This is a genomic window from Rhodococcus sp. Ni2, assembly GCF_021352185.1.
Classification (GTDB): Bacteria; Actinomycetota; Actinomycetes; order Mycobacteriales; family Mycobacteriaceae; genus Rhodococcus_F; species Rhodococcus_F qingshengii.
In genome coordinates this window covers 1,562,719-1,587,995 of the sequence record NZ_WOXZ01000002.1, presented here as the reverse complement: position 1 = coordinate 1,587,995, position 25,277 = coordinate 1,562,719, and the positions used below count along the sequence as shown (strand labels likewise).

Here is a 25,277-nt window from a genome sequence, read left to right as displayed (position 1 = left end):
GGACGCCCGGTTTCCCAGACGTCCCATTTGACAGGTGAAGCGGTGAATCTACTTCGCGGCCATGGCCTTCTGCAGGTTCACGTCGAGCGCGCCGAGGAACTCCTCGGTGGTCAGGTAGCCCTGATCGCCGCCGACCAGCATCGAGAGGTCCTTGGTCATCTGGCCGCTTTCGACGGTCTTGATGACAACGTCTTCGAGCGCCTGCGCGAAGCCGATGACCTCAGGGGTGCTGTCGAGCTTGCCACGGTGCTCGAGTCCGCGGGTCCACGCGAAGATGGACGCGATCGGGTTGGTCGAGGTGGGCTTGCCCTGCTGGTGCTGACGGTAGTGACGCGTCACGGTGCCGTGAGCAGCCTCTGCCTCACAGGTCTTTCCGTCCGGTGTCAGCAGAACCGACGTCATGAGGCCGAGCGAGCCGAAGCCCTGGGCCACGGTGTCGGACTGGACGTCGCCGTCGTAGTTCTTGCATGCCCAGACGTATCCGCCCTCCCACTTGAGAGCGGAAGCGACCATGTCGTCGATGAGGCGGTGCTCGTAGGTCAGACCTGCAGCATCGAACTCAGCCTTGAACTCGGTCTCGTAGACGTGCTGGAAGATGTCCTTGAAGGCACCGTCGTACGCCTTGAGAATGGTGTTCTTGGTGGACAGGTACACCGGGTAGTTCTGCTGCAGTCCGTAGGTGAGCGACGCGCGAGCGAAGTCACGGATGGACGTGGTGAAGTTGTACTGCCCCTGGACGACGCCGCCCTCTTCGGGGAAGTTGACCAGTTCGTGCTCGATCGGTGCGCTGCCGTCCTCAGGCGTGTAGGTGATCATCACCTTGCCGGGGCCGGGGACCTTGAAGTCTGTGGCGCGGTACTGGTCGCCGAATGCGTGACGGCCGATGATGATCGGCTTGGTCCAGCCCGGAACGAGTCGCGGAACGTTGGAGATGATGATCGGTGCGCGGAAGATCGTGCCGCCGAGAATGTTGCGGATCGTTCCGTTCGGGGAACGCCACATCTTCTTGAGACCGAATTCCTCGACACGTGCCTCGTCCGGCGTGATCGTGGCGCATTTGACGCCGACGCCGTGCTTCTGGATCGCGTGCGCTGCGTCGATGGTGACCTGGTCGTCGGTCTCGTCGCGGTACTCGATACCGAGGTCGTAGTACTCGAGGTTCACATCGAGATACGGATGGATCAACTTGTCTTTGATGAACTGCCAGATAATGCGCGTCATCTCATCGCCGTCGAGTTCGACGACGGTGCCCTCAACCTTGATTTTGGACATGGGTGCTTCGCGTCCTCCTAGGAAGTTTCCCTGGTTACACGGTTGCGGTCACACTTTGTGAGTGGGTCCGCGAACGGTTCGATTATCAAACCTAGACGGTGTGGACTGATCTCGGGAGATGAGTCCCAAACAAGACAAGCGTACTGCTAACCCGTGAGGCCGCAACCGGCAGGTCCACTCATCGGTCTCTACTCGCGAGTAACTTTTGCCTGCTAGTGGGCTGCGTCGCTCTGCCTCGCGTGCGGTTGCGGCTCACATTTCGCCCCGTGTCAGGACTGCGCTCACTTCCCGGTAGAATCCGACTTGGTCATGAGTGCCAGCGTCAAGCCCCGGCTCGCTGGACGGCAACCCTCCAACCGCGGTGGGGTGCCCCGGGTGATGACCAGGTTTCCCGACGTGGATCTGCTCGCGCAGTTCCACCGCAATTCGGGTGACAAGCGCGGGTCCGACAGGGACGGACCCCAGACCGGGCCGAGCCCCACGGAGGTATTTCAGTATGTGTCGCACTTGTAGATAGACCCCAGCACGGGGCGGCGATCATTCGCCCCCGTCCGACATCTATCCGTCAGACCACTGGAGTGAACAAATCATGACCGACAACACAGCCGACGCCGCAGCAACTTCGGATCCGACCGCGAACTGGTCGTTCGAGACCAAGCAGGTGCACGCCGGACAAACAGCGGACACCGCCACCAACGCGCGCGCTCTGCCGATCTACCAGACCACCAGCTACGTCTTCGACAGCACCGATCACGCTGCGGCACTGTTCGGCCTCGCCGAGCCGGGCAACATCTACACGCGGATCATGAATCCCACACAGGACGCCGTCGAGCAGCGCATCGCTGCCCTCGAAGGCGGAGTCGCCGCACTCCTCCTCTCCTCGGGTCAGGCCGCCGAGACCATCGCGATCCTCAACATCGCCGAGGCCGGCGACCACATCGTCTCCAGCCCGTACCTGTACGGCGGCACGTACAACCTCCTGCATTACACCCTTCGCAAGCTGGGTATCGAAGTCACGTTCGTCGAGGATCCCGACAATCTCGAGCAGTGGCGCGAAGCCATTCGCCCGAACACGAAGGCGTTCTACGGCGAAACGATCGCCAATCCGAAGAACCACATCCTCGACCTACCCGGTATCTCGTCACTGGCCCACGAGAACGGTCTTCCGTTGATCGTGGACAACACAGTCGCGACGCCGTACCTGCTTCGCCCACTCGAACACGGCGCCGACATCGTCGTTCACTCCGCCACCAAATACCTTGGTGGACACGGCACCGCGATCGCCGGCGTCATCGTCGACGGTGGCACTTTCGACTGGACGCAGGGTCGCCACACGAACTTCACGACGCCTGATCCCAGCTACCACGGCGTCACCTTCGCGGACCTCGGCGCGCCGGCGTTCGCACTCAAGGCCCGCGTCCAACTGCTGCGCGATCTCGGTTCCGCCGTGGCGCCGTTCAACGCGTTCCTCATCGCGCAGGGTATCGAAACCTTGAGCCTGCGCATCGAGCGCCACGTATCCAATGCACAGAAGGTCGCCGAATTCCTCGACGGTCACGTCGAGGTCGCCTCCGTTTCCTACGCGGGACTTCCCTCCTCGCCATGGTTCGAACGTGGAAAGCAGCTGACGCCCAAGGGAACCGGCGCAATCGTCACCTTCGAGCTGCCCGGCGGTATCGATGCGGGCAAGACGTTCGTCAACGCCCTGACGCTGCACAGCCACGTCGCCAACATCGGTGACGTTCGCTCACTCGTCATCCACCCCGCCTCGACGACACACTCGCAGCTCACCCCCGAAGAGCAGCTCGCCTCCGGTGTCACACCCGGGCTCGTCCGCCTCGCGGTCGGCATCGAAGGAATCGACGACATCCTCGCCGATCTCACCGTCGGCCTGGCAGCGGTGGCAAACTCGTGACCGTGAACGAATTGGAGCCCAGGATCGACCTCCTGCCCCCACCCGACGGCCAGGTGGGGTTCGTCGACATCGGTGCCTTGGAACTCGAGAGCGGCGCGGTGCTCCCATCGGTTTCGCTCGCCGTTCAGCGGTGGGGTGAGCTTTCCCCGAACCGCGACAACGTCGTACTCGTCGAGCACGCACTGACCGGAGACTCACACGTCACCGGACCGATCTCCGCGAATCAGCCCTCCCCCGGCTGGTGGAACGGGATGGTCGGCCCCGGCGAACCGATCGACACCGGCGAATGGTGCGTCATCGCAACCAATGTCCTCGGTGGTTGTCGCGGCACGACCGGTCCCAGTTCGCCGGCCGACGACGGCAAGCCGTGGGGCAGCAGGTTCCCGGAGATCTCCATCCGGGATCAGATCGCGGCGGAGAAGAAGCTCGTCGATCTCCTCGGGATCGACCAGTTGGCCTCGGTAGTCGGCGGATCCATGGGGGGCATGCGCACCCTCGAATGGGCAGTTACCTACCCGGATGGCATTCGCTCCGCGTTGGTTCTCGCAACCGGTTCACGGGCCACTGCAGATCAGATCGGCACCCAGACGACGCAGATCGCTGCCATCGTCTCCGATCCGGATTGGCAGGGCGGTGACTACCACGGAACGGGGCGGGCACCTCGCACCGGACTCGGCATCGCCCGTCGCATCGCGCACCTGACGTACCGCACCGAGTCCGAACTGGACGCACGCTTCGAGAACTCCGCTCAGAACGACGAAAATCCTTGGAACGGTGGACGATACGCCGTACAAAGTTACCTGGAACATCAGGCAGACAAGCTGGTCGACCGCTTCGACCCGAGCACGTACGTCCTACTGACCGAGGCCATGAACCGGCACGACATCGGTCGTGGACGCGGCGGTGTTGCGGCGGCGTTGGCATCGATCACGGCACCGGTCGTGGTGGGCGGCGTCGACTCGGATCGGCTGTATCCCCTTCGCTTGCAGGAGGAGATCGCCGACGGAATTTCCACGTGCAGCGGCCTCGAGATTCTCAAGTCCAAGGACGGCCACGACGGCTTCCTGACGGAGGCGGACGCCGTCGCCGGACTGCTTCGCCGAACGATGGAGTTCGCACGTACGGCTCGCTGATTCGGCACAGAGCCACGTTTTCAGGATTCGTCAATGTCGGGAAAACCACAGCTGATCTGCGGGTTTTCCCGACATTCTCATTGGCGAACGTGAGCCGGCGCGGCTAGCATCGGCGAACGTGAATCAGCCATGCTCGACGCGCCTGCAGGCTACGTACATTCCCGAGCACATGTCCTTCGCGTTCTGGGGTGACGCAGACCCGGCAGCGCGGCTGTCGGCACTGGGGATGCCGACCGGGTCGCCGGGCGTGTGCAGGCTTGCGATCCCGGTCGACGAGTCGATCACAGCAACCGACGTCGAAGCGCAACTGCTCGACCTCACCACCGCGATCGACGCGTTCCACAACCTCGATGCTGGTCGCGGCGACCCCGGATCGTCGCTGCTCGCGTGGAAGCGCGTCATCGACACCGGCGCACATGACATTCCGACCGCAGCGCATGCCGCTATCGAGCGCGACGACACGAAGATCCGAAGCGCCGCGTCCACGGTGCGGTTGTTCACGGAAGCGCGCGCGGCCATCGAGAGTCTTCGCCGAGCAAAGATTCAGGCGACTCTGCGCCCGTATCAAATGCAGGGTGTTGCCTGGCTGACGGCTCTGTCGGGTTCGGGCGGTGGGATCTTGGCCGACGAGATGGGTTTGGGTAAGACACTGCAAGCGATTTCGATGATCGCGATCCGCGCCGGCGACGGTCCGCATCTGGTTGTGTGTCCCACCTCGGTGATAGGAAACTGGCGCCGCGAGATCGAGCGATTCGCTCCGCATCTGCCACTGCACGTTCATCACGGGGCCGCCCGTGCACTTCCCACTCGTATCCCCGCCGGCACTACGGTTCTGACCAGCTACAGCGTCTTGCGTTCCGACGCAGCCCAATTGGCCCCGGTACATTGGAGTTCAGTGGTCTTCGACGAGGCGCAACAGATTAAGAACCCCGCTTCCCTCGCCGCGAAAGCAGCAATGCAGTTGTCGGCGGACGTCAAGGTAGCGATGACCGGCACGCCGGTGGAGAACCGTCTCGAAGAATTGTGGTCGCTCTTTCGCGTCGCCAATCCCGACGTCCTCGGAACTCGCGCACGGTTTCGTCAACGCTTTGCCGTACCGATCGAATCCGGTCGATCGGCCACCGCGGCGACCAGGCTTGCCGCGGTCATCGATCCCTTCATTCTGCGCAGAACCAAAGACACAGTGGCAAAGGATCTTCCGCCCAAGCAGTTCTCCACGGTCTCGTGCACTCTGACGTCGGAACAGGCGCGCATCTACCGGTCGGCAGTTGCCGATGCGTTCGACTCCGGATTGGGCACGGGAATTGCCCGGCGTGGCAACATCCTTGCGCTTCTGACCACTCTCAAGCAGGTATGCAATCACCCGGCGCAGGTCACCGGCGATACGGACGACCTCTACGGAAGATCCGGAAAGCTCGACCGCGCAACGGAAATGATCGCCGAGATCGTCGACGACGGCGATCGCGCGCTGATATTCACGCAGTACCGGACGATGGGCGAGATGCTCTCGCGACACCTGGGAGCCGAACTGGGAATCGGCGCCGTGCCTTTCCTCCACGGCGGCCTGAACACCGACAAACGAGACGCGATGGTCGACGCGTTCCAGAACGAGACGGATTCACCACCGGTTCTGATTCTGAGCTTGCGCGCCGCCGGCTTCGGCCTCAACCTCACGCGCGCAAGTCATGTCGTGCACTACGACCGGTGGTGGAACCCAGCCGTCGAGGATCAAGCAACCGACCGGGCACACCGCATCGGCCAGAAACGCACCGTCAACGTCCACACCTTGGTGACGGGCGGTACCGTGGAGGATCACATAGCAGCGATGCACGAGTCCAAACGAGTTGTGGCCGATGCTGTCTCCGGGAACGTCGAGGCCGCGCTGGCCGATCTCCCCGACACCGAACTGCGTGAACTTCTCGAACTCGACGGCGCGGTGATCATCTGATGGCCAACGAATTCGGCGTCACCGCTTGGGGTCGAGCGTGGCTGCGCACGGTGGAGCGGACCGCGGCGTCCGGTCCGAACCCGTCCCTGCCGACGGCTCGCACCCTGGCACGCAACGGTTCCGTGGAGTTCACCGTCGTCTCGTCGGGGACCGTCGTCGCCGAGGTGAGCACCAAGGCAAAAACTTCGTCAGTGACGATTGGTGTCCCGCTCTGGACCAAATCCGAGATCGCTGCAGTGAAGAGCCTTCTCCGTTCGGCTGGAAAGGCGAACAGATCCGTCTCCACCGGCGAACTGCCGGACAGCATCGTCACCGAACTGCAGGCTCGAAATATCGCAGTAGCCGTTGATCTTTCGGAGTGCACTGCCAGCTGCGACTGCTCAGGTAGACGCTCGCCGTGCGTTCACCATCTCGCCGCGATCTACGCCCTCGCCGGGCGAATCGACGAGGAACCTGCACTTGCGGTGACGTTACGGAGTGCAACGGTCAAGGCTGGAAAGAAGTCGACATCCGCACATTCACCGGAGTGGATCCCTTTGAGTGATATCGACATTCGCTCGTTCTACGGGGACTGATCTTCTCAGTCGGTACCGAGCGGATCGATGGTCAGGGCGAGCGTCGCGATCAGCACACCCATAACGCCCATCGCCGCAGTGTCGAAGACCCTTCCACGCACCGCGAGCAACCCCACACGGTTCTCGGGAACGAACCACCGAGCGGCAGCTCCGATGATGACGGCAACACCGAAGACGAGGGCGCCGCGGCGCCACCGGTCGGCCAGCACGAGAACCACGGCCGCCGCGATCACGGCGAGGACCGCGAGCATGGGCAGATTCTTCTTCGCGAGGCCGACCAGTGAGGACATCGGACTCAGACTCCGGCCAGAACCCGCTCGGCGCGCTCGACCACGTTGGTGATCAGGAACGCGCGGGTCAGCGGTCCGACACCACCGGGGTTGGGTGAGACGAAGCCGGCGACCTCGTTGACGTCGGCTGCGACGTCGCCGCGCAGGCCGTCGTCGGTGCGACTGACGCCGACGTCGAGGACCGCTGCCCCGGGCTTGACCATGTCTGCGGTGATGAGGCCGGGAACGCCGGCGGCAGCGACGATGATGTCGGCGCGGCGAACCTCGGCCGCGAGATCGCGGGTACCGGTGTGGCAGAGCGTGACCGTCGCGTTCTCGCTACGACGCGTCAGCAGCAATCCGATCGGGCGACCGACTGTGACGCCTCGTCCGACTACCACCACGTGTGCGCCGGCAATAGGGACCTCGTAGCGGCGCAGGAGATGCAGGATTCCACGCGGGGTGCACGGCAGCGGGGCTTCCTTGCCCAACACCAGTCGACCGAGGTTGACCGGGTGCAAGCCGTCGGCGTCCTTGTCGGGGTCGATGCGCTCGAGGGCTGCGTTCTCGTCAAGGTGCTTGGGAAGCGGCAACTGCACGATGTAGCCGGTGCACTCGGGATTGGCATTGAGCTCGTCGATCGTCGCGTTGAGCTGCTCCTGCGTGATGTCGGCAGGCAGGTCGCGTCGCAAAGAATTGATGCCGACCTTGGCGCAGTCGTTGTGCTTGCCGCGCACGTAAGCCGCGGATCCGGGGTCGTCGCCCACCAGGATGGTACCCAAGCCGGGTGTGATGCCCTCTGCCTTCAGAGCGCTCACCCGCACCTTCAGGTCTTCGAAGATTTCGTCGCGGGTAGCTTTGCCGTCGAGGATCGTTGCAGTCACGGCGACCATTGTTCCAGGTTAGGGTCGATGAGTGACAACGGCTCCGGAACTACGCGGCCCGAGGGTGCTCCTCTCCCCCGTCGCGCCCGATCATCACGCCCGTCTGCGGGCAATTCACCTGCACCCGGACGTCGTGCAGTGGTGGCAAAATCCCGACGACGACTGGCCTGCGGCGCCAGAAGCCGGAACCACGCACTACAGCATCTTCCACGGCGACCAACTGATCGGCTTCATCCAGTGGTACGAAGCGGAAGACAACCCCGACTTCCGCCACGCCGGGCTCGACTTGTTCCTCGATCCCGACTTCCACGGCCGAGGGTTCGGTCGCGAATCGATTCGCGTGCTGTGTGCCCACCTGATCGACGACCTCGCATTCCACCGTCTGGTCATCGACCCGGAGGTCGACAACTCCGTCGCCATCGCGTGCTACCGATCGGTGGGGTTCAAAGACGTCGGGGTGATGCGCGAGTATTCGCGAGATCGCCATGGTGTGTGGAAGGACGGACTGCTGATGGATCTGCTCGCACGGGAATTCATCCGCTGATCGACTGGGACGAGTTCGAAAGGACCGACATCATGTTGCTGGACAAGGAATTCACGGCCACCCTGCAGAAGAGCGACGCCAAGGGCGGGTGGACTTATGTGATCTGGCCGGAGTCCGCCGAGTTCTTCGGCACCCGCGGCCTGGTCAAGGTACGCGGGACGATCGACGGACATCCGTTCCAGAGTTCGTTCATGGCGTTGGGAGACGGTAACCACAAGCTGCCGGTCAAAGCCGATCTTCGCAAAGCCATCGGCAAGGAGACCGGCGAGCTGGTGACGGTGCGCCTCGAGGAGCGCTTGGAGAGCTAGGCGCTGCTACTTCATGTCGACGACAAGACCGTGCGCCGACGCGTACGCCACCGCCTGCATCAACTCGATCTGCGCGTTTCCGACGGACGCGGACGTCCACAGGCTCGGATCGATCCGTGCACCGCGCAGGTCTGCACCTTCGAGTTTGAGTCCACCCGTACGAGCACCGGACAGATCCGCCGACGCCAGCACCGCGCCCCGCATGTCGGCCCGAACCAGGTTCGCTTCACGGAAGCGGCATGAGGTGAAGTCGATCTTTCTCAGGTCCGCCCCGCCGAGTGAGGTCAACGAGAAGTCGACTTCGTCGAGCGTCAACGGCCGGATGCGGCAACCGTCGAACGTCGACCCGAGCAGACTGCAGTTTCGGAACGTGCTGTGCCACAGGCTGGTCCGGGCAAAATTGCACGAGCGGAACGCAGTTCCCGTGTGCACGGACTCCCCCAGATCGGTGCCGGTGAAATCACAATCCGTGAACACCACCGACTCCGTCGTGAGTCCGGTGAGGTCGGCGTCTCGGAAATTGCAGTTGGTGAAAGTGCGCTGACGCCACTTCTGCCCGGCCAGCCGCGCGTCTGAATAGTCTTCGCCGACGACATCGTCGGATTCTTCGGGGAGCATGCCGTCCATACTGCCCCGCCGCACCGACACCGGTTCGATCGCCTAGGTCTCGCAGGCCACGCCGTCACCGTCACGATCAAGCTTGGACGAATAGCCGGGATCGCCGCGGTAGATCGGGGCAGCACCGGCCGCTCGCACGGCTGCACAGTTGGCGTAATACACCCCCGCGTCAGGCACCTTGGCCGGCGGCGGAACGTAGGCGGGTTCCGTTGTCTTCGGGGGCGTGTACGCCGGAGCGGGCGGAACGTACGGCGTTGTCGTGGTCTCCGGAACCTGAGGCACCAGCGGCACGATTGCCACGGTGGTTGTCGTGGTCGGCAGCGTCGTCGCGGTAGTCGTGGTCGGCGGGGCGGACGACGTTGTGGTCTTTGTCGTCGACGGGACAGTGCTCTTGGTTGTCGTCGCTGCAGCTGTCGCCGAAGAGGTCGCAGCAGGCGTCGTCGATTCTTCCGACTTGCCCGCTCCCGTCGCCGCGGCGATGGCAACCAGCCCCACGACTGCCGCGCCGGCGATCCACGGCCACTTACGCCGCGTCTTGCCTTCCTCGGCGTTAGTGTCCGGCGCCGCCGATCCGGGTGCGCCGAAGACCTGCGTGGGAGTGCCGAAAACCTGAGTGGGTGCGTCGACGCCCTTGGGCCGTGTCTGCGCGGTCCACTGCTGACCGTCCCAGTAACGGTCGATCGTGGGGTCGAAGGGGTCGGGGTTCCAACCGGCGGGAGGGTTCATCAAAATGTCCGTTCTGCGAAGAGTGCCGGAAATAGATTCGCACGGACTGGCCGGTTTGTTACCAATTCGCCCACACTTCCCGACCGGTCTTCTCACGGACGTGGGCACCGATACGTCGCCCGGTACAGTTCCTCGAGTGTTCCGAGTGATGTTCCACGAGCCCCGCATCCCACCCAACACCGGAAACGCGATCCGCATGGTCGCGGGCACCGGTTGCGAACTCCACCTGGTCGGCCCTCTCGGGTTCGACTTGTCGGAGCCGAAGCTCAAGCGCGCAGGCTTGGACTACCACGACCTGGCGACTGTCACGGTCCACGAAAACCTGACCGCTGCCTGGGAAGCCGTCACCCCCGCTCGCGTATTCGCCTTCACCGCGCACGCGACCACGTCGTATGCCGATATCGCCTACCAACCCGGCGACGTCCTGCTGTTCGGACCCGAACCCACCGGACTGTCCGAAGAAGTATTGGCGGACGAACACGTCACCGAGCGCCTGCGTATCCCGATGCTGCCCGGACGCCGGTCCCTCAACCTGTCCAACGCTGCCGCCCTCGTGACGTACGAGGCCTGGCGTCAGCACGGGTTCAAGGGCGCTGTCTGATCGACGTCAGTAGACGTCCCGGACATAGCGCTTCTCCGCCGAAAGAGCCTTCACGTATGCCTCGGCACTGCGAGGAGCCAGTTTTCCGTGTTGAGCGACCACCCCGTTGAGGGCACTGTCGACGTCCTTGGCCATCCGGTTGGCATCGCCGCAGACGTAGAAGTGCGCTCCTTTCTGCAACCACTCCCACAGCAGCGCACCCCGCTCACGCATCCGGTCCTGCACGTAGACCTTGTCGGCTTGATCCCGGGAAAACGCGAGGTCGAGTTCGGTGAGGAATCCGTCTTTCCGCAATTCTTCGATTTCTTCGCGGTAATAGAAGTCGGTCGCGGCGTGCTGTTCTCCGAAGAACAGCCAGTTCGGACCCGTGTGCCCCAATGCCCGCCGCTCATGCAGGAAGGCACGGAACGGTGCAATGCCGGTCCCCGGACCGACCATGATCATCGGGGTTTCGGGATCGGAAGGTGGCCGGAAGTGGGTCGACTTCTGCACGTAGATACCGATGTCGTCATCGTGAGCGTGGTCGGCGAGGTAAGTCGAGCACACTCCACGCCGTGGGACACCCGCAACGTTGTATCGCACCGCGGACACCGTCAACTGCACTTCGCGTGGGTTCTCTTTCGGGCTGGAAGAAATCGAATACAGCCGCGGCTGAATCGGTTTGAGCAGCGAGAGCCATTCGTCTGTCGAGGCACGAACGGGCGACTGCGCGAGAATGTCGACGGACTGTCGTCCCCACGACCAGTCTTTGAACGTGGAGACATTCTCCGGCTTCAACAACTCGGCCAGGTCCGAATCGCGGGTTCGTTGATGCACGAATCGAATCATGTCGGTCGAGATTCGAGTGATCTCCAAGCGCTCGGTGAGCGCGGTACGCAGCGTCATTTCCCCGTACTGCCCCAGTTCGACGGTCTCGTCACCGTCGAGGCCGGTAAGGGTGAGCCACTCGTCGACAAACGGAGAGCTGTTTCGGGGCCAGACTCCGAGAGCGTCGCCGGCTTCGTAACTGACCGTGTCACCTGGAAGGTGAAAGCCCAACTGCCGCACGTCTTTGGAAGAACCCGGACGGTTGAGCACGACATTGCGCGTCAAGGCTGTGGTCAGCGGCGCCTTCTTGTTGTATCGCAGCGGCGGCGACATCGCCGGTGAAATCGGCGCGGCTGCAACGGTTGTCCCAGAATTCTTCTTTGCAACGAGGACGTCGGTCGTCTCGCCGGCCACCGAGCTCCGAAGCTCAGCCGTGACCGCCTCCAGCCATCCAGCAGCGGTGTCCTCGAAATCGGGCTCGCAGTCGGCGCGATCGACGATACGACTGGCTCCCAGTTCGGCAAGGCGGGCGTCGAGCTTTCGTCCGTGTCCACAGAAGTCGGCATAGTTCGAGTCGCCGAAAGCGATGACTGCATAACGTGTCTCGGACATGCGGGGCGCCGTGTCAGCAGACAACGCATCCCAGAAACCGCTGCCGTTGTCCGGGGATTCGCCGTCACCGGAGGTACTGGTGATCAGCAGGACCTCTCTGGTAGCTGCCAGGTCGGCGGCCGGGAATTCGTCCATCGCGTGCATCACCACGGGTAAGCCGATTCCCCCGAGACGAGTGGCGCACTCAGCAGCGAATTCTTCCGCGTTTCCGGTCTGCGATGCCCAGAGCACCACGATCGGCGCGCGCTCGGATCCAATACTCGGACTCGATGACAACGCAGGCCCGTCGGTGTCAGGAAGTGAGATCCGCGAGTACAGGCCGGCCAGAACACCGTCGACCCACATCCGCTTTTCGGCATCGAAGGGTGCCGTCGACGGCAAGGTAGGTACCCCGGCAGTGCGATCGGCGTCCGCACGCAACGCTGCGAGAAGGCCGGCCAGGTAGCTCTGCTGGAGCGCATCGAATACCACTGCAGGTGTTCCTGTTTGACCGAGGACATCTGCGAGGACATCGGTTCGCGACAACGCCCGATCAGCTGGCGCGGGAGCCAGCAGCGCCGCCTCGGCGAGCACTGTTTCAGGTGTGTTCACGGCGACCTTCGTCATAGTGACAGCGCAGGCTTTGAACTCCGGTTGCTGCGAGGCAGGGTCGATGGCGTCGTTGGTGACGGCGTTGATGGACAGATATTCGCCGAAGGCGTCGTTCCAGTGAAATGGGGCAAAGCAGTTCCCCGGACGCACTCGGTCGGTGACAACAGCCGGAAGCACAGCGCGACCGCGGCGTGAGGCAACCTCGATCGCATCCTGGTCGACGATGCCGAGCCTGGCGGCGTCGTCGGGATGGATCTCGACGAAGGGACCTGGGTTGAGCTTGTTCAACTTGGCCACCTTGCCGGTCTTGGTCATGGTGTGCCACTGGTGCGCGAGACGACCGGTGTTGAGCAGGAAGGGGTAGTCGTCGTCGGGCATTTCGGCGGGAAGCATGTGCGGCCGTGCGAAGAACATCGCACGGCCAGTGGCGGTGGGAAATGCGAGCCGCGGAGTGCTGCCGTCCTCGCGGATCAGGAGCCTTTGACTGACACCGTCATTGACGTATCGGATGGGATGACGGTCCTGATCACTGTCTGGCGGGCATGGCCACTGAATCGATGTCTTGCGGAGGCGCTCGTAGGTGACGCCGCGTAAGTCGTAGCCGGTCTTCGGATTCCAGAACTGCTTGATCTCTTCGAACACCTCTTCGGCACAGGTGTAGGTGAACGCTTCGGCGTACCCCATCTCGCAGGCGATCCGGGCGATGATCTGCCAATCAGGCAGCGCCTGCCCAACCGGATCCAGTGCCTGCTGAAAGAGCGTCAGGTTGCGTTCGGAATTGATCATCACTCCGTCGGACTCTGTCCACAGCGAAGCAGGCAGCAGAACATCGGCGTATTCGTTGGTCTCGGTGCCCAGGAAAGCATCCTGGGTGATGACGAGGTCGGCCTTCTCCAAGCCGTCGATGACGGTCTTGCGGTTGGCTACCGTCGCAACGGGATTGGTGCAGATGATCCAGCACGCTTTGATGTCGCCCGCCGCCATTCGGGAGAACATGTCGATGGTGCCACCGCCGATGTCGGTGCGCAGCGAGCCCTGCGGGATCCCCCATCGGTCCTCGACGAAGTCGCGATCGGCGTCGACCATCACGGCGCGCTGACCTGGCAAACCTGGCCCCATGTAGCCCATTTCACGCCCACCCATGGCGTTCGGCTGACCGGTCAACGAGAACGGACCGCTGCCGGGCTTGCAGATCGCACCGGTCGCGAGGTGAAGGTTGCAGATGGCGTTGGTGTTCCACGTGCCGTGGGTGCTCTGGTTCAAACCCATTGTCCAACAGCTCATCCAGTTGGCGGCCTCACCGATCCACTGCGCTGCCGTGTGGATGTCGGCTTCGGAGATACCGGTGATCTCGCTGACCTTCGCAGGCGTGTACTCCGCGAGGAAACTGGGCATGACCTCCCAGCCTTCGGTGAAGTCGGCGATGAAGTCCGGATCGGTGTGGCCGTTTACGACGAGCAGGTGGAGTAGTCCGTTGAGTAGCGCGAGATCGGTGCCGGGAGCGATCTGCAGGAACAAGTTCGCCTTGTCGGCGGTGGCGGTGCGTCGAGGATCGACGACGATCAACTTCGCGCCCGCCTTGACCCGCTCCTGCATTCGAAGGAAGAGGATCGGATGGCAGTCCGCCATGTTCGCGCCGGTCACGAAGAACACGTCGGCATGTTCGAAGTCCTGATAGGAACCGGGCGGTCCGTCGGCCCCGAGCGATTGCTTGTATCCGGTGCCGGCACTTGCCATGCACAGTCGGGAATTCGATTCGATCTGATTGGTCCCGATGAAGCCCTTGGCCAGTTTGTTCGACAGGTACTGAGCTTCGAGTGACATCTGCCCGGACACGTACAACGCAAACGCGTCGGGACCGTGCTCGTCGATGATTGCCCGCAGGCGCTGGGCGGTGTCAGTGATGACTGCGGCCATGTCCGCCGCTTCGATCGCATCACCTCGGCGCGGACGGCGATATGCAGATTCCATGCGCCCCGGGCCTGCGAGCATGTCTGCGGTCGTGGTGCCTTTGGTGCACAGACGCCCGAAGTTGGTGGGATGTGTCTTCAGACCGGAAGACTTCGCAGCCTTCCGACGTCCCGTCTCCGGATCGGTGATGATGTCGAGGACAAGACCACAGCCGACCCCGCAGTACGCGCAGAGTGTGTCGACACTGGTGGTGGTGAGTTGAGCGCCCATCGATTCATGCATCCCTTCGACCGAGGATCAAGGTCGACTTCTATCTTCGGATGCAGTTGTTTCGGGAGTTCATGCTCGATGTTGCGTATCAATCACTCTTTCCTCACCGCGCCCTTCGGACCGATGTGCGGTCCCGGGACCGGCGGTCGTCGACGGGCAGCTGTACGCGAATGCCCAGTTCTACGCTCTGCCGCCGAATCGAGCGATGTAGTGCCAAACCTTCTTGACGTCCTGCGGATCGAAGGATGCACCCCGTGCGAGCCCCAGTACGGCAGGCGTCAGCCGCCTGCCGTGCGCAATTTCTCGGGCAAGGTCGATCACGGCCGCTCCCCGGTATTCGGGATGTTCGGCTATCTCGTCGACATCGACCGCGTATCCCTCGTGCCACAGCACCGGGCACGTGAGCGAGTGGGCGATCTCTTCGATCAGTGTGCCCCGGTAACTCGGATCCAGAACGAGCGCCTCGACGTCCGTTCCGATGTCGACGGCGCCGTGGACGTGCGCCTCGATGTAGTGGTCGAGCGGATCGTCGAGCTCGGCAGCCCGTGCGGCGTCGACCAAGCTCATCGCTTCGGCCGTTCCGAAGAGATCAGGCTCGAAGACGCTGTCGGGAAAGCAGAAGGTGGTGCGGTCGAGTGTGTGCTCGGCAAGCCGGAAGTAGGACGAGCCGAACCGAGGGGATGCCCCGTAGGGATCGGCGGAGAAGTTCAACGATCCGTACTTCGCCCGTTCCGAGGGCTCTCGCTCGTCGTAAGCTCCGCCGAATATCCGACTCTCCCAACGCCAACGATCGCCGCCGTGATGCGCCGTCAGTCCGCCGTTGCTCGTTCGAGTCTCGAACTGGGTCACATAGGTGCCTTGACGTGCGATCGAGGCCAGTGTCAGACCACGTTCAGACGGGAGGTCCGGATGAAAGTGCAACGTCACCCGGTGATTTCGATCCAACGGGCCGCCCTTCGAGAGACCGCTCACGTGCGCAATCGCGGCAGACCAAGGAGTGGAATCAACAGGCATTCGCCCATTATCCGGATATGGAAGCAGCGCCGGTGAAGAAATCGACCAGTGAATACGGTGTGCCTTCACCGAGGCAGAGATCAAGGATCACGTGCGAGTCCGCGGCCTCGGATGCGCTGCGCACGAACATCGCTTCTTCGTACTCGGCGAGTGCCCCTTCGATGTCGTCGGGGTGCGTGGCGATCGCCTTTCCCAGTTCGGCGCCGTCGAACATCGCCAAGTTCGCACCCTCACCGGACGGGGACATCAGGTGCGCCGCGTCACCGAGGAGCGTCACCCCAGGCACGCGATCCCATCGGTGCTCGTCGGGAAGTGCATGGATCGCGCGCGGAATCGGAGCGGTTTCGCCATCGGTGATCAGCGCCGTGAGTTCCGGTGCCCAACCGTCGAACTCGGCCGCGACCCGCGCTGTCGCAGCGGCGGCGTCGGTGAAATCGATACCGGCAAACCACTCCGCCGGACGGTTCAGCTGAACGTAGGTGTGCACGATGTCTCCCGCCTCTCGATGCGCGGCGATCGCATTTCCTGGTGCGGGCGCGTACATCGCCCCGTCCCCGACGGCTTCGGCTGCAGCCGAATGCTTCTCGTCGACGTCGTAGAGGTAGGTCTCGACGAACGTGGTGCCGACGTATTCCGGCTTCGCATCGGAGAGCAGCGGCCGGACCTTCGACCAGGCACCGTCTGCACCGACGAGAAAGTCGGTGGTCACTGTCGAACCGTCGACGAAGGTCAACTCGTGGCGATCATCTCCGAGCGAGCGCACAGTGTCGACTTTGCGTCCCCATTCGATCGTGTAGTCCGGAAGGGAATCAATCAGGATTCGACGGAGGTCGCCGCGCAGCACCTCGGGACGTGCTCCCGTGCCGTCGTCGGGTTCGTCGAGGAGCACGGCGGCGTGTTGATCGAGTACGCGCGACGCGGCGCCGCCCGCGTGGATGATCGCGCGGAACTCGTCGGTTAGGCCGGCAGCGTCGAGCGCGGCCTGACCGTTGTGTTCGTGGATGTCGAGTTGACCGCCCTGCGTGCGAGCTTCTGCCGACAGTTCCGCCTCGTAGATCTTCGACCGAATTCCATGAACGTGAAGGACACGCGCGAGGGTCAGACCGCCGAGGCCCGCCCCGATGATCGTTATCGAGTTGCTCATGTTTGTTTCCTTTCAGGCTCCGATTGGAACGTCGTTCCAATGACATCTTGGAACGGCGTTCCAGATATGTCAAGATGGTTCGCATGGCGACCAGGAATCAGCGGACCGAACGACGTACGGATGCGCTCTCGAAGGAGCGAATCGTCGAGGCTGCGATCGAGATCCTCGACGACGAGGGCGAAGCCGCGCTGACATTTCGCGCACTCTCCGCACGCCTGGCAACAGGTAGCGGGGCGATTTACTGGCACGTTGCCAACAAGAGCGAACTGCTCGCCGCGGCGACCGACGACGTCATCGCCCGCGTGACAACCGGTGCAACCGAAGGCGCAGCCCCACGGGAGGCGATCCGGACCATCACCCTCGGCGTGTTCGACGCGATCGACGCCCACCCCTGGGTCGGCACCCAACTCTCACGTGAACCGTGGCAATCAGCGGTGATGCAGATCTTCGAAAGTCTCGGCGAGCAACTCCAGGCGCTCGGCGTTCCCGAATCGGCACAGTTCGACTGCGCGTCCGCGCTCCTGAACTACGTGCTCGGTCTCGCCGGACAGTACGCCGCGGGCGCCCGTCTGCTCCCCCGTGAGACAGATCGGTCCGCTTTCCTCGCGGGCGTCGCCACGCGATGGGAAGAACTCGACTCTGCGAAGTACCCGTTCCTCAATCAGGTGACGGCGCAGTTGCGCGACCACGACGACCGAGAACAGTTTCTGGCAGGCATCAACCTCATCCTCGCGGGGATCGACACCGTCCGATAGCGGCCGTAGCCGTCAGCGTGAATGAACAGCGGTGTTGGATCCGAGCGCTATATCGAGGAAATCTCTTGCCGCACCGCGCAATCCGCGATCGGGATCCCAGACGGCTTGGAGTCGACGCGGCATCCGCAAGCCGTCGACGTTGACCGCGACCAGTCGGCCGTCCGTCAGGTCGGCGGCAACTGCCAGCGACGACAGAACAGCCGGGGCGTTGCCTGCCACCACCGCAGCCTTGACAGCGGTACACGAGGTGAGCTCGAGCAGCGGCGGCACACAATCGGGAACAGCATTCTCGAGCGTCAGGCGCGTACCGGACCCTGATTCTCGCTGAATCAGCGGTGTGCGTGCGAGTTCCTCGACCGGAACGGGCACACCATTCGCCCAGTCGTGTCCCGGCGGCACAACCACGACGAGGTGATCACGCGCTACTTCGCACGACGCGAGCGCCGACGGCACATCCGGCCCTTCGACAAATCCGATATCGGCCTGGCCGGCCTGAACTTGAGCAGAGACGTCCGAGGAATTGTGCAAGCTCACCGACGCCACGACGTTGGGGAACTTGTGCCGCATCGCGACCGTCCATCCGGGAACCAGATACTCGGCGATGGTCATGCTGGCGGCAACCGTGACGGCAGCATCACGTTCACCGCGAAGTGCGGCAACTCCCGATGCCATTTCCTCGGCACTGACGAGGATGTGACTTGCCCACTCGAGAATCAGACCGCCCTCGGCGGTGGGACGAACACCGGTCGCCGCTCGATCGAACACCTTGATTCCGAGTTGGCGTTCGACCGAACGCACCCGGGCGCTGACCGCCTGCTGACTGAGTCCGTGCTCCCGGCCGGCAGCACCCATGCTGCCCAGACGCCCTACGGAAAGGAGGACGTCGAGGGCACTGAGTTCCGGCACCCGAGGAGACAACGACATAGTCCCAAGATTAGACCCACAAGGCGAGTTTGTGGGCATTCAAGAACAACCGGTCTACCGGTACGGACCGGATGAGACGACAGTGAAATACATGACCACCACAACGAGTTCCACCTTCGCCCACATCACTCCGAACTGGTTCGCGGCAGCGATGGGAACGGGAATCGTGTCGGTGGCCGCCGCTTCGCTCGAACCGGAGATCGAGGGCTTGAAACTGGTCTCCGAGATCTTCTGGGTTCTGGCGGTTCTCGTACTGTGCGCCTTGATCGGAGCATTTGCCACCCATTGGTCACAACATCGATGTCAGGCCCTCGCCTACCTGCACAGCCCCGCGATGTTCCCCTTCTACGGCGCCGTCGCAATGGCACTGCTGACCGTGGGATCCGCAACCGGCATCACCGGCCCGGACTTCCTCGGCCACGACGTGGCGATCACCGTGTCGCTGACACTGTGGACACTCGGCACGGCACTCGGCCTGGTCACCTACGTCGTGATGATGATTCGACTCGTTCGAGATGCCGGGATGGCGACGGCAATGCCGTTCTGGCTCATGCCCGTCGTACCTCCGATGGTCTCGGCCACCACCGGCGCAGCGGTCAGCACCCACATGCCCGAAGGCGCTCCACGCATCGCGGTACTGGTTTTCTGCTACATCCTGTTCGCTCTGGCGCTGACCGCCGCCATCGGCATTCTGGTAGCCGTCGCCAGGCAGTTCGCACGCAACCGTTCGGCCGGCGTCGACGTGATCCCGTTCAATGCCATTCCCTCACTGTGGATTCCGTTGGGCGTGATCGGACAGTCGATCGCGGCATCCAACCTGTTGGCCGCCGCCTCACGGCATGCACTCAGCCCCGAGCATGCCGACACCCTGCACGAATTCGGGATCGCCTACGGAACCGTCGTCGGAATCATCGGCGTGATCGCGTTTGTCACCGTCACCGTCGTCACCATCCACGCACTGCGCCGCGGCTTGGACTTCTCGCTCGGCTGGTGGAGCTTCACCTTCCCCATCGGAGCATGTGCCGTCGGAGCGAATGCCTTCGGAGTCGCCACCGGTTCCACCCTGATCCTGGGAATCGCACTTGCCCTGCTGACCGTGCTGATCCCCATCTGGGCAACCGTCGCGGTCAGGACCGTCCGGTCGATCCGCAGTGGAGTTCTACCGGCGGCTGCATGAATTCGCACCGATGAGTTTTGGCTCGCCGTACGGTCTGTACTCACGTAGACCATTGTCGAGAGCAGGAGTACACGGTGAGTCAGTTATTGCGAGTGCAGAATTTCGGCGTTTCGAGTGACGGAATAGCCTGCGGTCCGGACCAGAGCTTCGAGAGCCCGTTCGGCCTGGACCACGGTGAAATGTTTGCGTGGGCAGGAGCTACGGCCAGCTGGCCCAATCGCACCGATCCCGGCGGCAGCCGAGGCCTCGACGACTATTTCACGCGGGACTTCTCCAACAACATCGGCGCCGAAATCATGGGCCGCAACAAATTCTCACCCTACCGCGGCCCTTGGGAGAATCTCGAGTGGCAGGGCTGGTGGGGCGACGAGCCACCGTTCCACACCCCGGTTTTTGTCTTGACCCACCACGTGCGGCCGTCGTTCACGCTATCGGACACGACATTCCACTTCGTCGACGCCGACCCCGCGACGGCCCTCGCGCAGGCACGTGAGGCAGCGCAGGGCAAGGACGTTCGACTCGGCGGCGGAGTCAGCACTATCCGTGAATTCCTCGACGCCGATCTGGTCGACACGATGCACATCGCTGTCTCCCCGATCGAATTCGGATCCGGTCTACGACTGTGGGAGACACCTGACGAGTTACTCGACCGCTTCAACCTCGACGTTGTGCCGAGCCCGAGCGGCGTGACGCACCACCTGTTCTGGCGGAAGTGACGTGTTGGGGCAGCTCCGTAAACGGGAGCTGCCCCAACAGTTACGCACTATTCGCCGGTCTCGACCTGGCGCCCCGACTGGTACCACGCCATCGTTCCACCGGCCACCGAAACGGCATTGATGCCGCGAGCCTGCAGATACTCAGCGGCTTGCAAGCTCCGACCACCGACGGCGCAGATGATGTACACCGTTTCCGCGTCCGGAATTTCACCCACGCGAGAGACGAATTCGCTGAGCGGAATGAGCGTCGCACCGGGAACTCGGACCTGAGCGAACTCGTCGGCCTCACGGACGTCGATCAACGGCTCACCCGCTGCCAAAGCCGTGTCCAGTGCATTCAAATCGACTTCCAACATTTCTTCTGCGCCTGCCTTCGTGTTCGCTGCTGTCCGAATAGACGGTACCCGCGCGTTTTCGTGCAGCTCCCTTTACGATCTGACAATGACCAATACGGTTCCCGAAAAGTCCGGTTTTTGGAGTCGCCCCACCGTATGGAAAGTGCTCCTGCTGATCGTCGTCTACCTGGCGTTCTATCTTGCTGTCGGGCAGGTTACCTCCAGAGTTTTTGCAGACCAGATCGACACGGACAATGTCGTGGCAAGCGCCTCCAGCATCCTCCTCGGCGTCGCATTGCCCATCGCGATCGGCGGGATCGCCCTGCTGGTTTTCACGACAAAGGTCGGCTGGCTGCGCGGCGTCTTCGGCCCACAACCCATTCGTGGGCGCGGTTGGATGTGGATCGGTCCGATCATCGTGGTCGCCGCCATTGTTGCGCATCTGGCGGGAACCGATTGGAGCGCCTGGACCACCGGCGAGGTAATCGCCCTGCTGGTGCTCGGTGCGTGCGTCGGCCTGACCGAGGAATTGGCCACCCGTGGCCTGGCAGTGAAGATGCTGCGCGACGCCGGCCACCGCGAGCGCTTTGTCGCCGTCGTGTCTTCACTGGTGTTTGCACTCATGCACACGGTCAACCTGATCGCCGGGATGAAGCCGTCGACCGTCCTTGTCACCGTGGTCTACACCTTCGGTTTCGGTATGTGCATGTACCTGACAATGCGTGTGACGGGCACGATCTGGGCCGCAATCGTGTTACACGGCCTCACCGACCCCACCACAATTCTCTCGACCGGCGGGCTGGACACTTCGGTGACCACGGAAGTGAGCGGCGCCGCCGCCATCACCTCTCTACTGACGGTCCTCTTGGTCGTCTTCGGGGTGATCGCCGTCTTCCTCATCCGAGATCGAATCGGCGAAGAACGGCACACACCCGTCTCGGCCTGACCGACCGCGACCGTACAAGACATACTTGTGCCCATGCCTTCTCGAACCAAGTACTCGTTCGCCGTCGTGACTGCATCGTGTGTGCTGGCACTCTCCGGTGCCGTCACTCATGCCACCGCGGGGGTTCCGACAACTCCCGAAGTCGCGACCACCGAATCCATCGCGTCGGAATCGATCAGCGATCTGTATGCAGCCCAGGGCGCGCACGAAGTGGCTGCCGATTCAGTTCCCGGGTACCAACTGTTCTACCCAGCCGACTTGTCGTCTGATGGCAATCGGCATCCCGTCGTCACCTTCGGCAACGGCAGCTATGCGACTTACGAAGAGTACGAAGCGCTCCTGCAGCATCTCGCTTCTTGGGGTTTTGTCGTTGTGGTGGCCGACAGCAGCGTCACCGGCGACGGGACGGAGATCTTGGGGGCTGCCCAGTACGTCGTCGATCAGAACACCAACGCTGAGAGCATTTTTCACCAGCGGATCGACACCGACAACATTGCCTCGGTCGGACACTCCCAGGGCGCCGGTGGCGCGATCAACGCGGCAACCCAGTCCGCGAATCTGATCACCGCCACGGCGGTACTCGATTTGCCTGACCCGTGGTGGGCCTCGCGACCTGTCGACGTGATCGACGTGGCCCAGTTGACCGGACCGACGTTCTTCATGACCGGCGCCGACGACCCGGTCTCCACCGCCGATCCGCAAGCTGAGTACTTCGACAAAACCGCCGGACCGGCGGTCCGCGGCAGACTGCTTGGCGTCGGCCACAATTGGGCCGCAGATGGCGAAGGATTCCGGGGCTACCTCACCGCATGGCTGAGATTCACCCTGAGCGGCGACCAGACTGCCGCACGTGCATTTGTCGGCGACTCGGCGGAAATCCTCACCGATCCCCGTTGGGACCGGCAAGCGATCAAGGGTTTGTGATGACGATCTTGCCGTAGGCCTGCCCGGATTTCTGCTGCTCGAAAGCGTCAGCGAGGCGGTCGAGGCTGTAGGAAGAATCTATGACGGGACGAAGCGCCAGGCTCTCCAGCCCGGCGACCATCTCCTCCTGATGTGCACGACTGCCCACCAAAACACCTTCGATGGTGACCTGTTTGGTCAGTAGCGAAGTCAGGTCGATCGACGACGAGGGGCCGTTCATGATGCCAAGCGCGCAGATTCGCCCGCCTGGTCGGACTGCCGCCAGAGATTGGCCGAGGGTGGACGGCCCGCCGACGTCGAGGACGAGGTCGATCCCGCCGCTGAGCCGCATCGCTTCCGAACCCCAGTCCGGGCGCTCACGGTAGTTGACCACGTGATCGGCACCGAGCTCGACCAATCGTGCCATCTTGTCGGGGGCCGACGACGTTGCGATCACCTGAGCTCCAACAGCTTTGGCCAGCTGGACGGCAAACAGCGCCACCGTGCTGGTCCCAGGGATCAACACCGACGACCCTGGGATGATCGGGACTCCGGCAAATAGTGCGCGCCACGCTGACAAACCTGCGGTGGGCAAGGTAGCGGCTTCCTCGTAGGTGTAGTTTCGCGGCATCACTGTCACAGCAGATACCGGCACGGTGACGGTGTCGCGGGCGAACCCGTCGACACCGTCACCCGGCGAATTTCCGAATCCGTCGAAATCCGGTGTGCCGCTCCGCCAATGCGGCAAATAGGTGCTCATCACGCGATCTCCGACGCTGAACTGCGTTACGCCGTCTCCGACCGCAACGACCTCCCCGGCAGCATCGGACAACAGGATCCGCGGACCGTCGGTCGCTATCTCTCCGGTCGCCACGAGGTAGTCATGGTGGTTGAGCGAATTCGCGTGGATCGCGATCGTCACCTCACCCGCACCCGGGCCCGGGGTCTCGATCGTCCTCGATTCGAGGTTGTTCAATCCTCCAGGCGGGAGTACGTACACGGCGCGGTTGGTCATGGTGTGGATCCTCGCACGAATGGTGATCGGGTGACGTTCGGAAAGGGTTCTGCTGCTCAGAGGAGAGAAGCGGTGAACCCTCCGTCGAGAACCAGGCTGCTGCCGTTGCACCACGACGACTGGTCGCTCGCAAAGAACACTGCGGCGGCGGCAACTTCCTCGGTCCGGCCGTAGCGCGTCTGCTTCGTGACCATCAGGTCGTCGAATCCCCCGGACTCGAGGCCGAGGGCATTCTCGAAATCCTGCTGGTGACTCTTGACCAGGTCGGTATCGATGAATCCGGGCAGCAATGCATTCGCGCGGATTCCGTGGAAGCGAAGTTCGGCTGACAGGGTTTCGGTGAGATTGCGAACTGCTGCTTTGGCTGCGGCATAGCTGCCGATCAAAGGCGAGCCGGTGGTCGACGAGATCGACGAGATGTTCACGATCGAACCGCCACCGGATGCGACGAGAGCGGGCAGCGAATGACGCACTGTCAAGAACACTCCATCGAGGTTGACCGACATCACTTTCCGCCAGTCCTCGAACGAGGTCTCGATCAGCGGGGTCGTGGTGGCGATACCGGCGTTGGGTACTACGACGTTCAGTCCGCCGAACTCTTCGACCGCTCTGGCGACGAGATCCTTGACCTGCTGTTCGTCGGTGACATCAGTGGTGACAGCGATAGCTCCGTCGATCGAGTCCGCCACTGCCTGTGCTGCGCCACCGTTGATGTCGGAGACCACGACCCTCGCGCCCTCCGCCCCGAACGCCCGGGCAATGGCGGCGCCGATTCCGGCACCTGCGCCGGTGACAATTGCAACTTTGTTCGCGAGAAGATCGGACATGTCAGCGTTCCCCTTCAATTCTCGGTCGGGACGTAGAAAAGCAATTCGGGTCCGGTGTCGCCGGTGGTCGCGATGGCCTCGGACATGTCGAGAGTTCCGTCGCCCAAAGCACTTCCCAACGCCTGCGCGGTGCCCGCGAGATCTTCCGTGTCGAGTTGATAGATGCTCAGGTAGCGGCGCGCGGGCAATGCATCCTCGGGCAGCAACTGCACATCCGCCAGGAAGAATCTGGAGGCGGAGACAACTCCGGGCACTCGTTCGACGACCTGCGGAATATGCACGTCGTCGTACCAGCGGTTGAACGCATCCTCCGAAGACGGATCGGCGGGGTGTACGTGTGCGACGAGAATCGCTGTGCTCATGAAGTTCCTCTTCGACTCGAAGTGCTTTTGGTTCAGCGCGTTTGGAAGGCGACGATATTCACGCGCAAGGCAACTGACCGCGGCTGCGTGTGGTGAATCGATCGCGCTCAAGCGACAACCCTAGGGAGCAAATGTGACCCGCACCATATGCTCGGAGGTCAGAGTTGAGCTCCAC

At 62.9% G+C, this 25,277-nt stretch carries 25 protein-coding genes and 1 riboswitch; of the genes, 12 read left to right on the top strand and 13 right to left on the bottom strand.

The window, feature by feature from the left end:
- Positions 1 to 48: 48 nt before the first annotated feature.
- The gene (locus tag GN300_RS20930) at positions 49 to 1,272 is read right to left on the bottom strand and encodes an NADP-dependent isocitrate dehydrogenase (RefSeq protein WP_003940772.1); all 1,224 of its coding nucleotides are present in this window, start codon (positions 1,270 to 1,272) and stop codon (positions 49 to 51) included.
- Between the two features lie 305 nt (positions 1,273 to 1,577).
- A riboswitch (SAM riboswitch) is annotated at positions 1,578 to 1,718 on the top strand.
- Positions 1,719 to 1,861: 143 nt separating this feature from the next.
- Here GN300_RS20930 and GN300_RS20925 point away from each other — a divergent pair.
- From GN300_RS20925 to GN300_RS20910, 4 genes are all read left to right on the top strand, one after another.
- Entirely contained in the window at positions 1,862 to 3,187 is a 1,326-nt protein-coding gene (locus tag GN300_RS20925; protein ID WP_007727392.1) for a bifunctional o-acetylhomoserine/o-acetylserine sulfhydrylase, read from the top strand.
- Positions 3,184 to 4,320, top strand: coding sequence for a homoserine O-acetyltransferase (locus GN300_RS20920; protein WP_007727395.1), 1,137 nt, complete (start codon positions 3,184 to 3,186; stop codon positions 4,318 to 4,320). Before GN300_RS20925 ends, GN300_RS20920 begins: the two co-directional genes overlap by 4 nt.
- A gap of 118 nt (positions 4,321 to 4,438) precedes the next feature.
- The gene (locus GN300_RS20915; RefSeq protein ID WP_233405680.1) at positions 4,439 to 6,268 is read left to right on the top strand and encodes a DEAD/DEAH box helicase; all 1,830 of its coding nucleotides are present in this window, start codon (positions 4,439 to 4,441) and stop codon (positions 6,266 to 6,268) included.
- On the top strand, positions 6,268 to 6,843 hold the full coding sequence (locus GN300_RS20910; protein ID WP_063316674.1) for a hypothetical protein: 576 nt from the start codon (positions 6,268 to 6,270) through the stop codon (positions 6,841 to 6,843). Before GN300_RS20915 ends, GN300_RS20910 begins: the two co-directional genes overlap by 1 nt.
- A 5-nt stretch (positions 6,844 to 6,848) precedes the next feature.
- Here GN300_RS20910 and GN300_RS20905 read toward each other — a convergent pair whose 3' ends face one another.
- Both GN300_RS20905 and GN300_RS20900 read right to left on the bottom strand, forming a co-directional pair.
- The gene (locus GN300_RS20905) at positions 6,849 to 7,133 is read right to left on the bottom strand and encodes a DUF3017 domain-containing protein (RefSeq protein WP_003940740.1); all 285 of its coding nucleotides are present in this window, start codon (positions 7,131 to 7,133) and stop codon (positions 6,849 to 6,851) included.
- Positions 7,134 to 7,138: 5 nt separating this feature from the next.
- Positions 7,139 to 7,996 (bottom strand): bifunctional methylenetetrahydrofolate dehydrogenase/methenyltetrahydrofolate cyclohydrolase, encoded by an 858-nt coding sequence (locus GN300_RS20900; protein WP_007727401.1) that lies wholly within the window; start codon positions 7,994 to 7,996, stop codon positions 7,139 to 7,141.
- 31 nt (positions 7,997 to 8,027) lie between these two features.
- Here GN300_RS20900 and GN300_RS20895 point away from each other — a divergent pair, with 31 nt between their 5' ends.
- Positions 8,028 to 8,540: a GNAT family N-acetyltransferase gene (locus GN300_RS20895; RefSeq protein ID WP_233405679.1), complete on the top strand. Its 513-nt coding sequence runs from the start codon at positions 8,028 to 8,030 to the stop codon at positions 8,538 to 8,540.
- 32 nt (positions 8,541 to 8,572) lie between these two features.
- Entirely contained in the window at positions 8,573 to 8,848 is a 276-nt protein-coding gene (locus tag GN300_RS20890) for a DUF1905 domain-containing protein (RefSeq protein WP_007727403.1), read from the top strand.
- A gap of 6 nt (positions 8,849 to 8,854) precedes the next feature.
- Here the strand turns inward: GN300_RS20890 and GN300_RS20885 are convergent, their stop codons facing one another.
- Positions 8,855 to 9,475 (bottom strand): pentapeptide repeat-containing protein, encoded by a 621-nt coding sequence (locus tag GN300_RS20885; protein ID WP_003940770.1) that lies wholly within the window; start codon positions 9,473 to 9,475, stop codon positions 8,855 to 8,857.
- Between the two features lie 33 nt (positions 9,476 to 9,508).
- Positions 9,509 to 10,192 (bottom strand): excalibur calcium-binding domain-containing protein, encoded by a 684-nt coding sequence (locus tag GN300_RS20880; protein WP_063316676.1) that lies wholly within the window; start codon positions 10,190 to 10,192, stop codon positions 9,509 to 9,511.
- Positions 10,193 to 10,328: 136 nt separating this feature from the next.
- Here GN300_RS20880 and GN300_RS20875 point away from each other — a divergent pair, with 136 nt between their 5' ends.
- Positions 10,329 to 10,793, top strand: a complete 465-nt coding sequence (locus GN300_RS20875) for a tRNA (cytidine(34)-2'-O)-methyltransferase (protein WP_007727408.1) — start codon at positions 10,329 to 10,331, stop codon at positions 10,791 to 10,793.
- 6 nt (positions 10,794 to 10,799) lie between these two features.
- Here GN300_RS20875 and GN300_RS20870 read toward each other — a convergent pair whose 3' ends face one another.
- The 3 genes from GN300_RS20870 to GN300_RS20860 all read right to left on the bottom strand — a co-directional run bounded on the left by GN300_RS20870 (position 10,800) and on the right by GN300_RS20860 (position 17,142).
- A complete protein-coding gene (locus GN300_RS20870; protein ID WP_063316677.1) occupies positions 10,800 to 14,984 on the bottom strand; it encodes a bifunctional nitrate reductase/sulfite reductase flavoprotein subunit alpha in 4,185 nt (1,394 codons plus the stop codon).
- Between the two features lie 180 nt (positions 14,985 to 15,164).
- A complete protein-coding gene (locus GN300_RS20865; RefSeq protein WP_063316678.1) occupies positions 15,165 to 15,998 on the bottom strand; it encodes a DUF3626 domain-containing protein in 834 nt (277 codons plus the stop codon).
- A 7-nt stretch (positions 15,999 to 16,005) separates the two neighbouring features.
- Positions 16,006 to 17,142, bottom strand: a complete 1,137-nt coding sequence (locus GN300_RS20860) for an NAD(P)/FAD-dependent oxidoreductase (RefSeq protein ID WP_063316679.1) — start codon at positions 17,140 to 17,142, stop codon at positions 16,006 to 16,008.
- Between the two features lie 74 nt (positions 17,143 to 17,216).
- Here GN300_RS20860 and GN300_RS20855 point away from each other — a divergent pair, with 74 nt between their 5' ends.
- Positions 17,217 to 17,897 (top strand): TetR/AcrR family transcriptional regulator, encoded by a 681-nt coding sequence (locus tag GN300_RS20855; protein ID WP_063316756.1) that lies wholly within the window; start codon positions 17,217 to 17,219, stop codon positions 17,895 to 17,897.
- 12 nt (positions 17,898 to 17,909) lie between these two features.
- Here GN300_RS20855 and GN300_RS20850 read toward each other — a convergent pair whose 3' ends face one another.
- Positions 17,910 to 18,821 carry a LysR family transcriptional regulator gene (locus GN300_RS20850; protein WP_030535095.1) on the bottom strand — a complete coding sequence of 304 codons (912 nt, stop codon included), beginning with the start codon at positions 18,819 to 18,821 and terminating at the stop codon, positions 17,910 to 17,912.
- 91 nt (positions 18,822 to 18,912) lie between these two features.
- On the opposite strand from GN300_RS20850, the gene GN300_RS20845 reads away from it, so the two are divergent.
- Together GN300_RS20845 and GN300_RS20840 are read left to right on the top strand one after the other, a co-directional pair.
- Complete coding sequence (locus GN300_RS20845; RefSeq protein WP_042449826.1) at positions 18,913 to 19,998, top strand: TDT family transporter; 1,086 nt, start codon at positions 18,913 to 18,915, stop codon at positions 19,996 to 19,998.
- 74 nt (positions 19,999 to 20,072) lie between these two features.
- Positions 20,073 to 20,714, top strand: coding sequence for a dihydrofolate reductase family protein (locus tag GN300_RS20840; RefSeq protein ID WP_003940771.1), 642 nt, complete (start codon positions 20,073 to 20,075; stop codon positions 20,712 to 20,714).
- Positions 20,715 to 20,761: 47 nt separating this feature from the next.
- Here the strand turns inward: GN300_RS20840 and GN300_RS20835 are convergent, their stop codons facing one another.
- Positions 20,762 to 21,070, bottom strand: a complete 309-nt coding sequence (locus GN300_RS20835; protein ID WP_003940684.1) for a rhodanese-like domain-containing protein — start codon at positions 21,068 to 21,070, stop codon at positions 20,762 to 20,764.
- An 85-nt stretch (positions 21,071 to 21,155) separates the two neighbouring features.
- On the opposite strand from GN300_RS20835, the gene GN300_RS20830 reads away from it, so the two are divergent.
- Together GN300_RS20830 and GN300_RS20825 are read left to right on the top strand one after the other, a co-directional pair.
- On the top strand, positions 21,156 to 21,995 hold the full coding sequence (locus GN300_RS20830) for a CPBP family intramembrane glutamic endopeptidase (protein ID WP_003941033.1): 840 nt from the start codon (positions 21,156 to 21,158) through the stop codon (positions 21,993 to 21,995).
- Between the two features lie 33 nt (positions 21,996 to 22,028).
- Positions 22,029 to 22,919: a dienelactone hydrolase family protein gene (locus tag GN300_RS20825; protein WP_058226424.1), complete on the top strand. Its 891-nt coding sequence runs from the start codon at positions 22,029 to 22,031 to the stop codon at positions 22,917 to 22,919.
- On the opposite strand, the gene GN300_RS20820 is transcribed toward GN300_RS20825, so the two are convergent.
- From GN300_RS20820 to GN300_RS20810, 3 genes are read right to left on the bottom strand one after another with little or no spacing between them, the layout of a single operon-like run.
- On the bottom strand, positions 22,906 to 23,913 hold the full coding sequence (locus GN300_RS20820) for an NAD(P)-dependent alcohol dehydrogenase (RefSeq protein WP_007727420.1): 1,008 nt from the start codon (positions 23,911 to 23,913) through the stop codon (positions 22,906 to 22,908). The two genes, GN300_RS20825 and GN300_RS20820, sit on opposite strands and share 14 nt — an antisense overlap.
- Before the next feature lie 56 nt (positions 23,914 to 23,969).
- Positions 23,970 to 24,740: a glucose 1-dehydrogenase gene (locus tag GN300_RS20815; protein ID WP_003940866.1), complete on the bottom strand. Its 771-nt coding sequence runs from the start codon at positions 24,738 to 24,740 to the stop codon at positions 23,970 to 23,972.
- 14 nt (positions 24,741 to 24,754) lie between these two features.
- Positions 24,755 to 25,102 carry a hypothetical protein gene (locus GN300_RS20810; RefSeq protein WP_007727425.1) on the bottom strand — a complete coding sequence of 116 codons (348 nt, stop codon included), beginning with the start codon at positions 25,100 to 25,102 and terminating at the stop codon, positions 24,755 to 24,757.
- Positions 25,103 to 25,277: the final 175 nt, after the last annotated feature.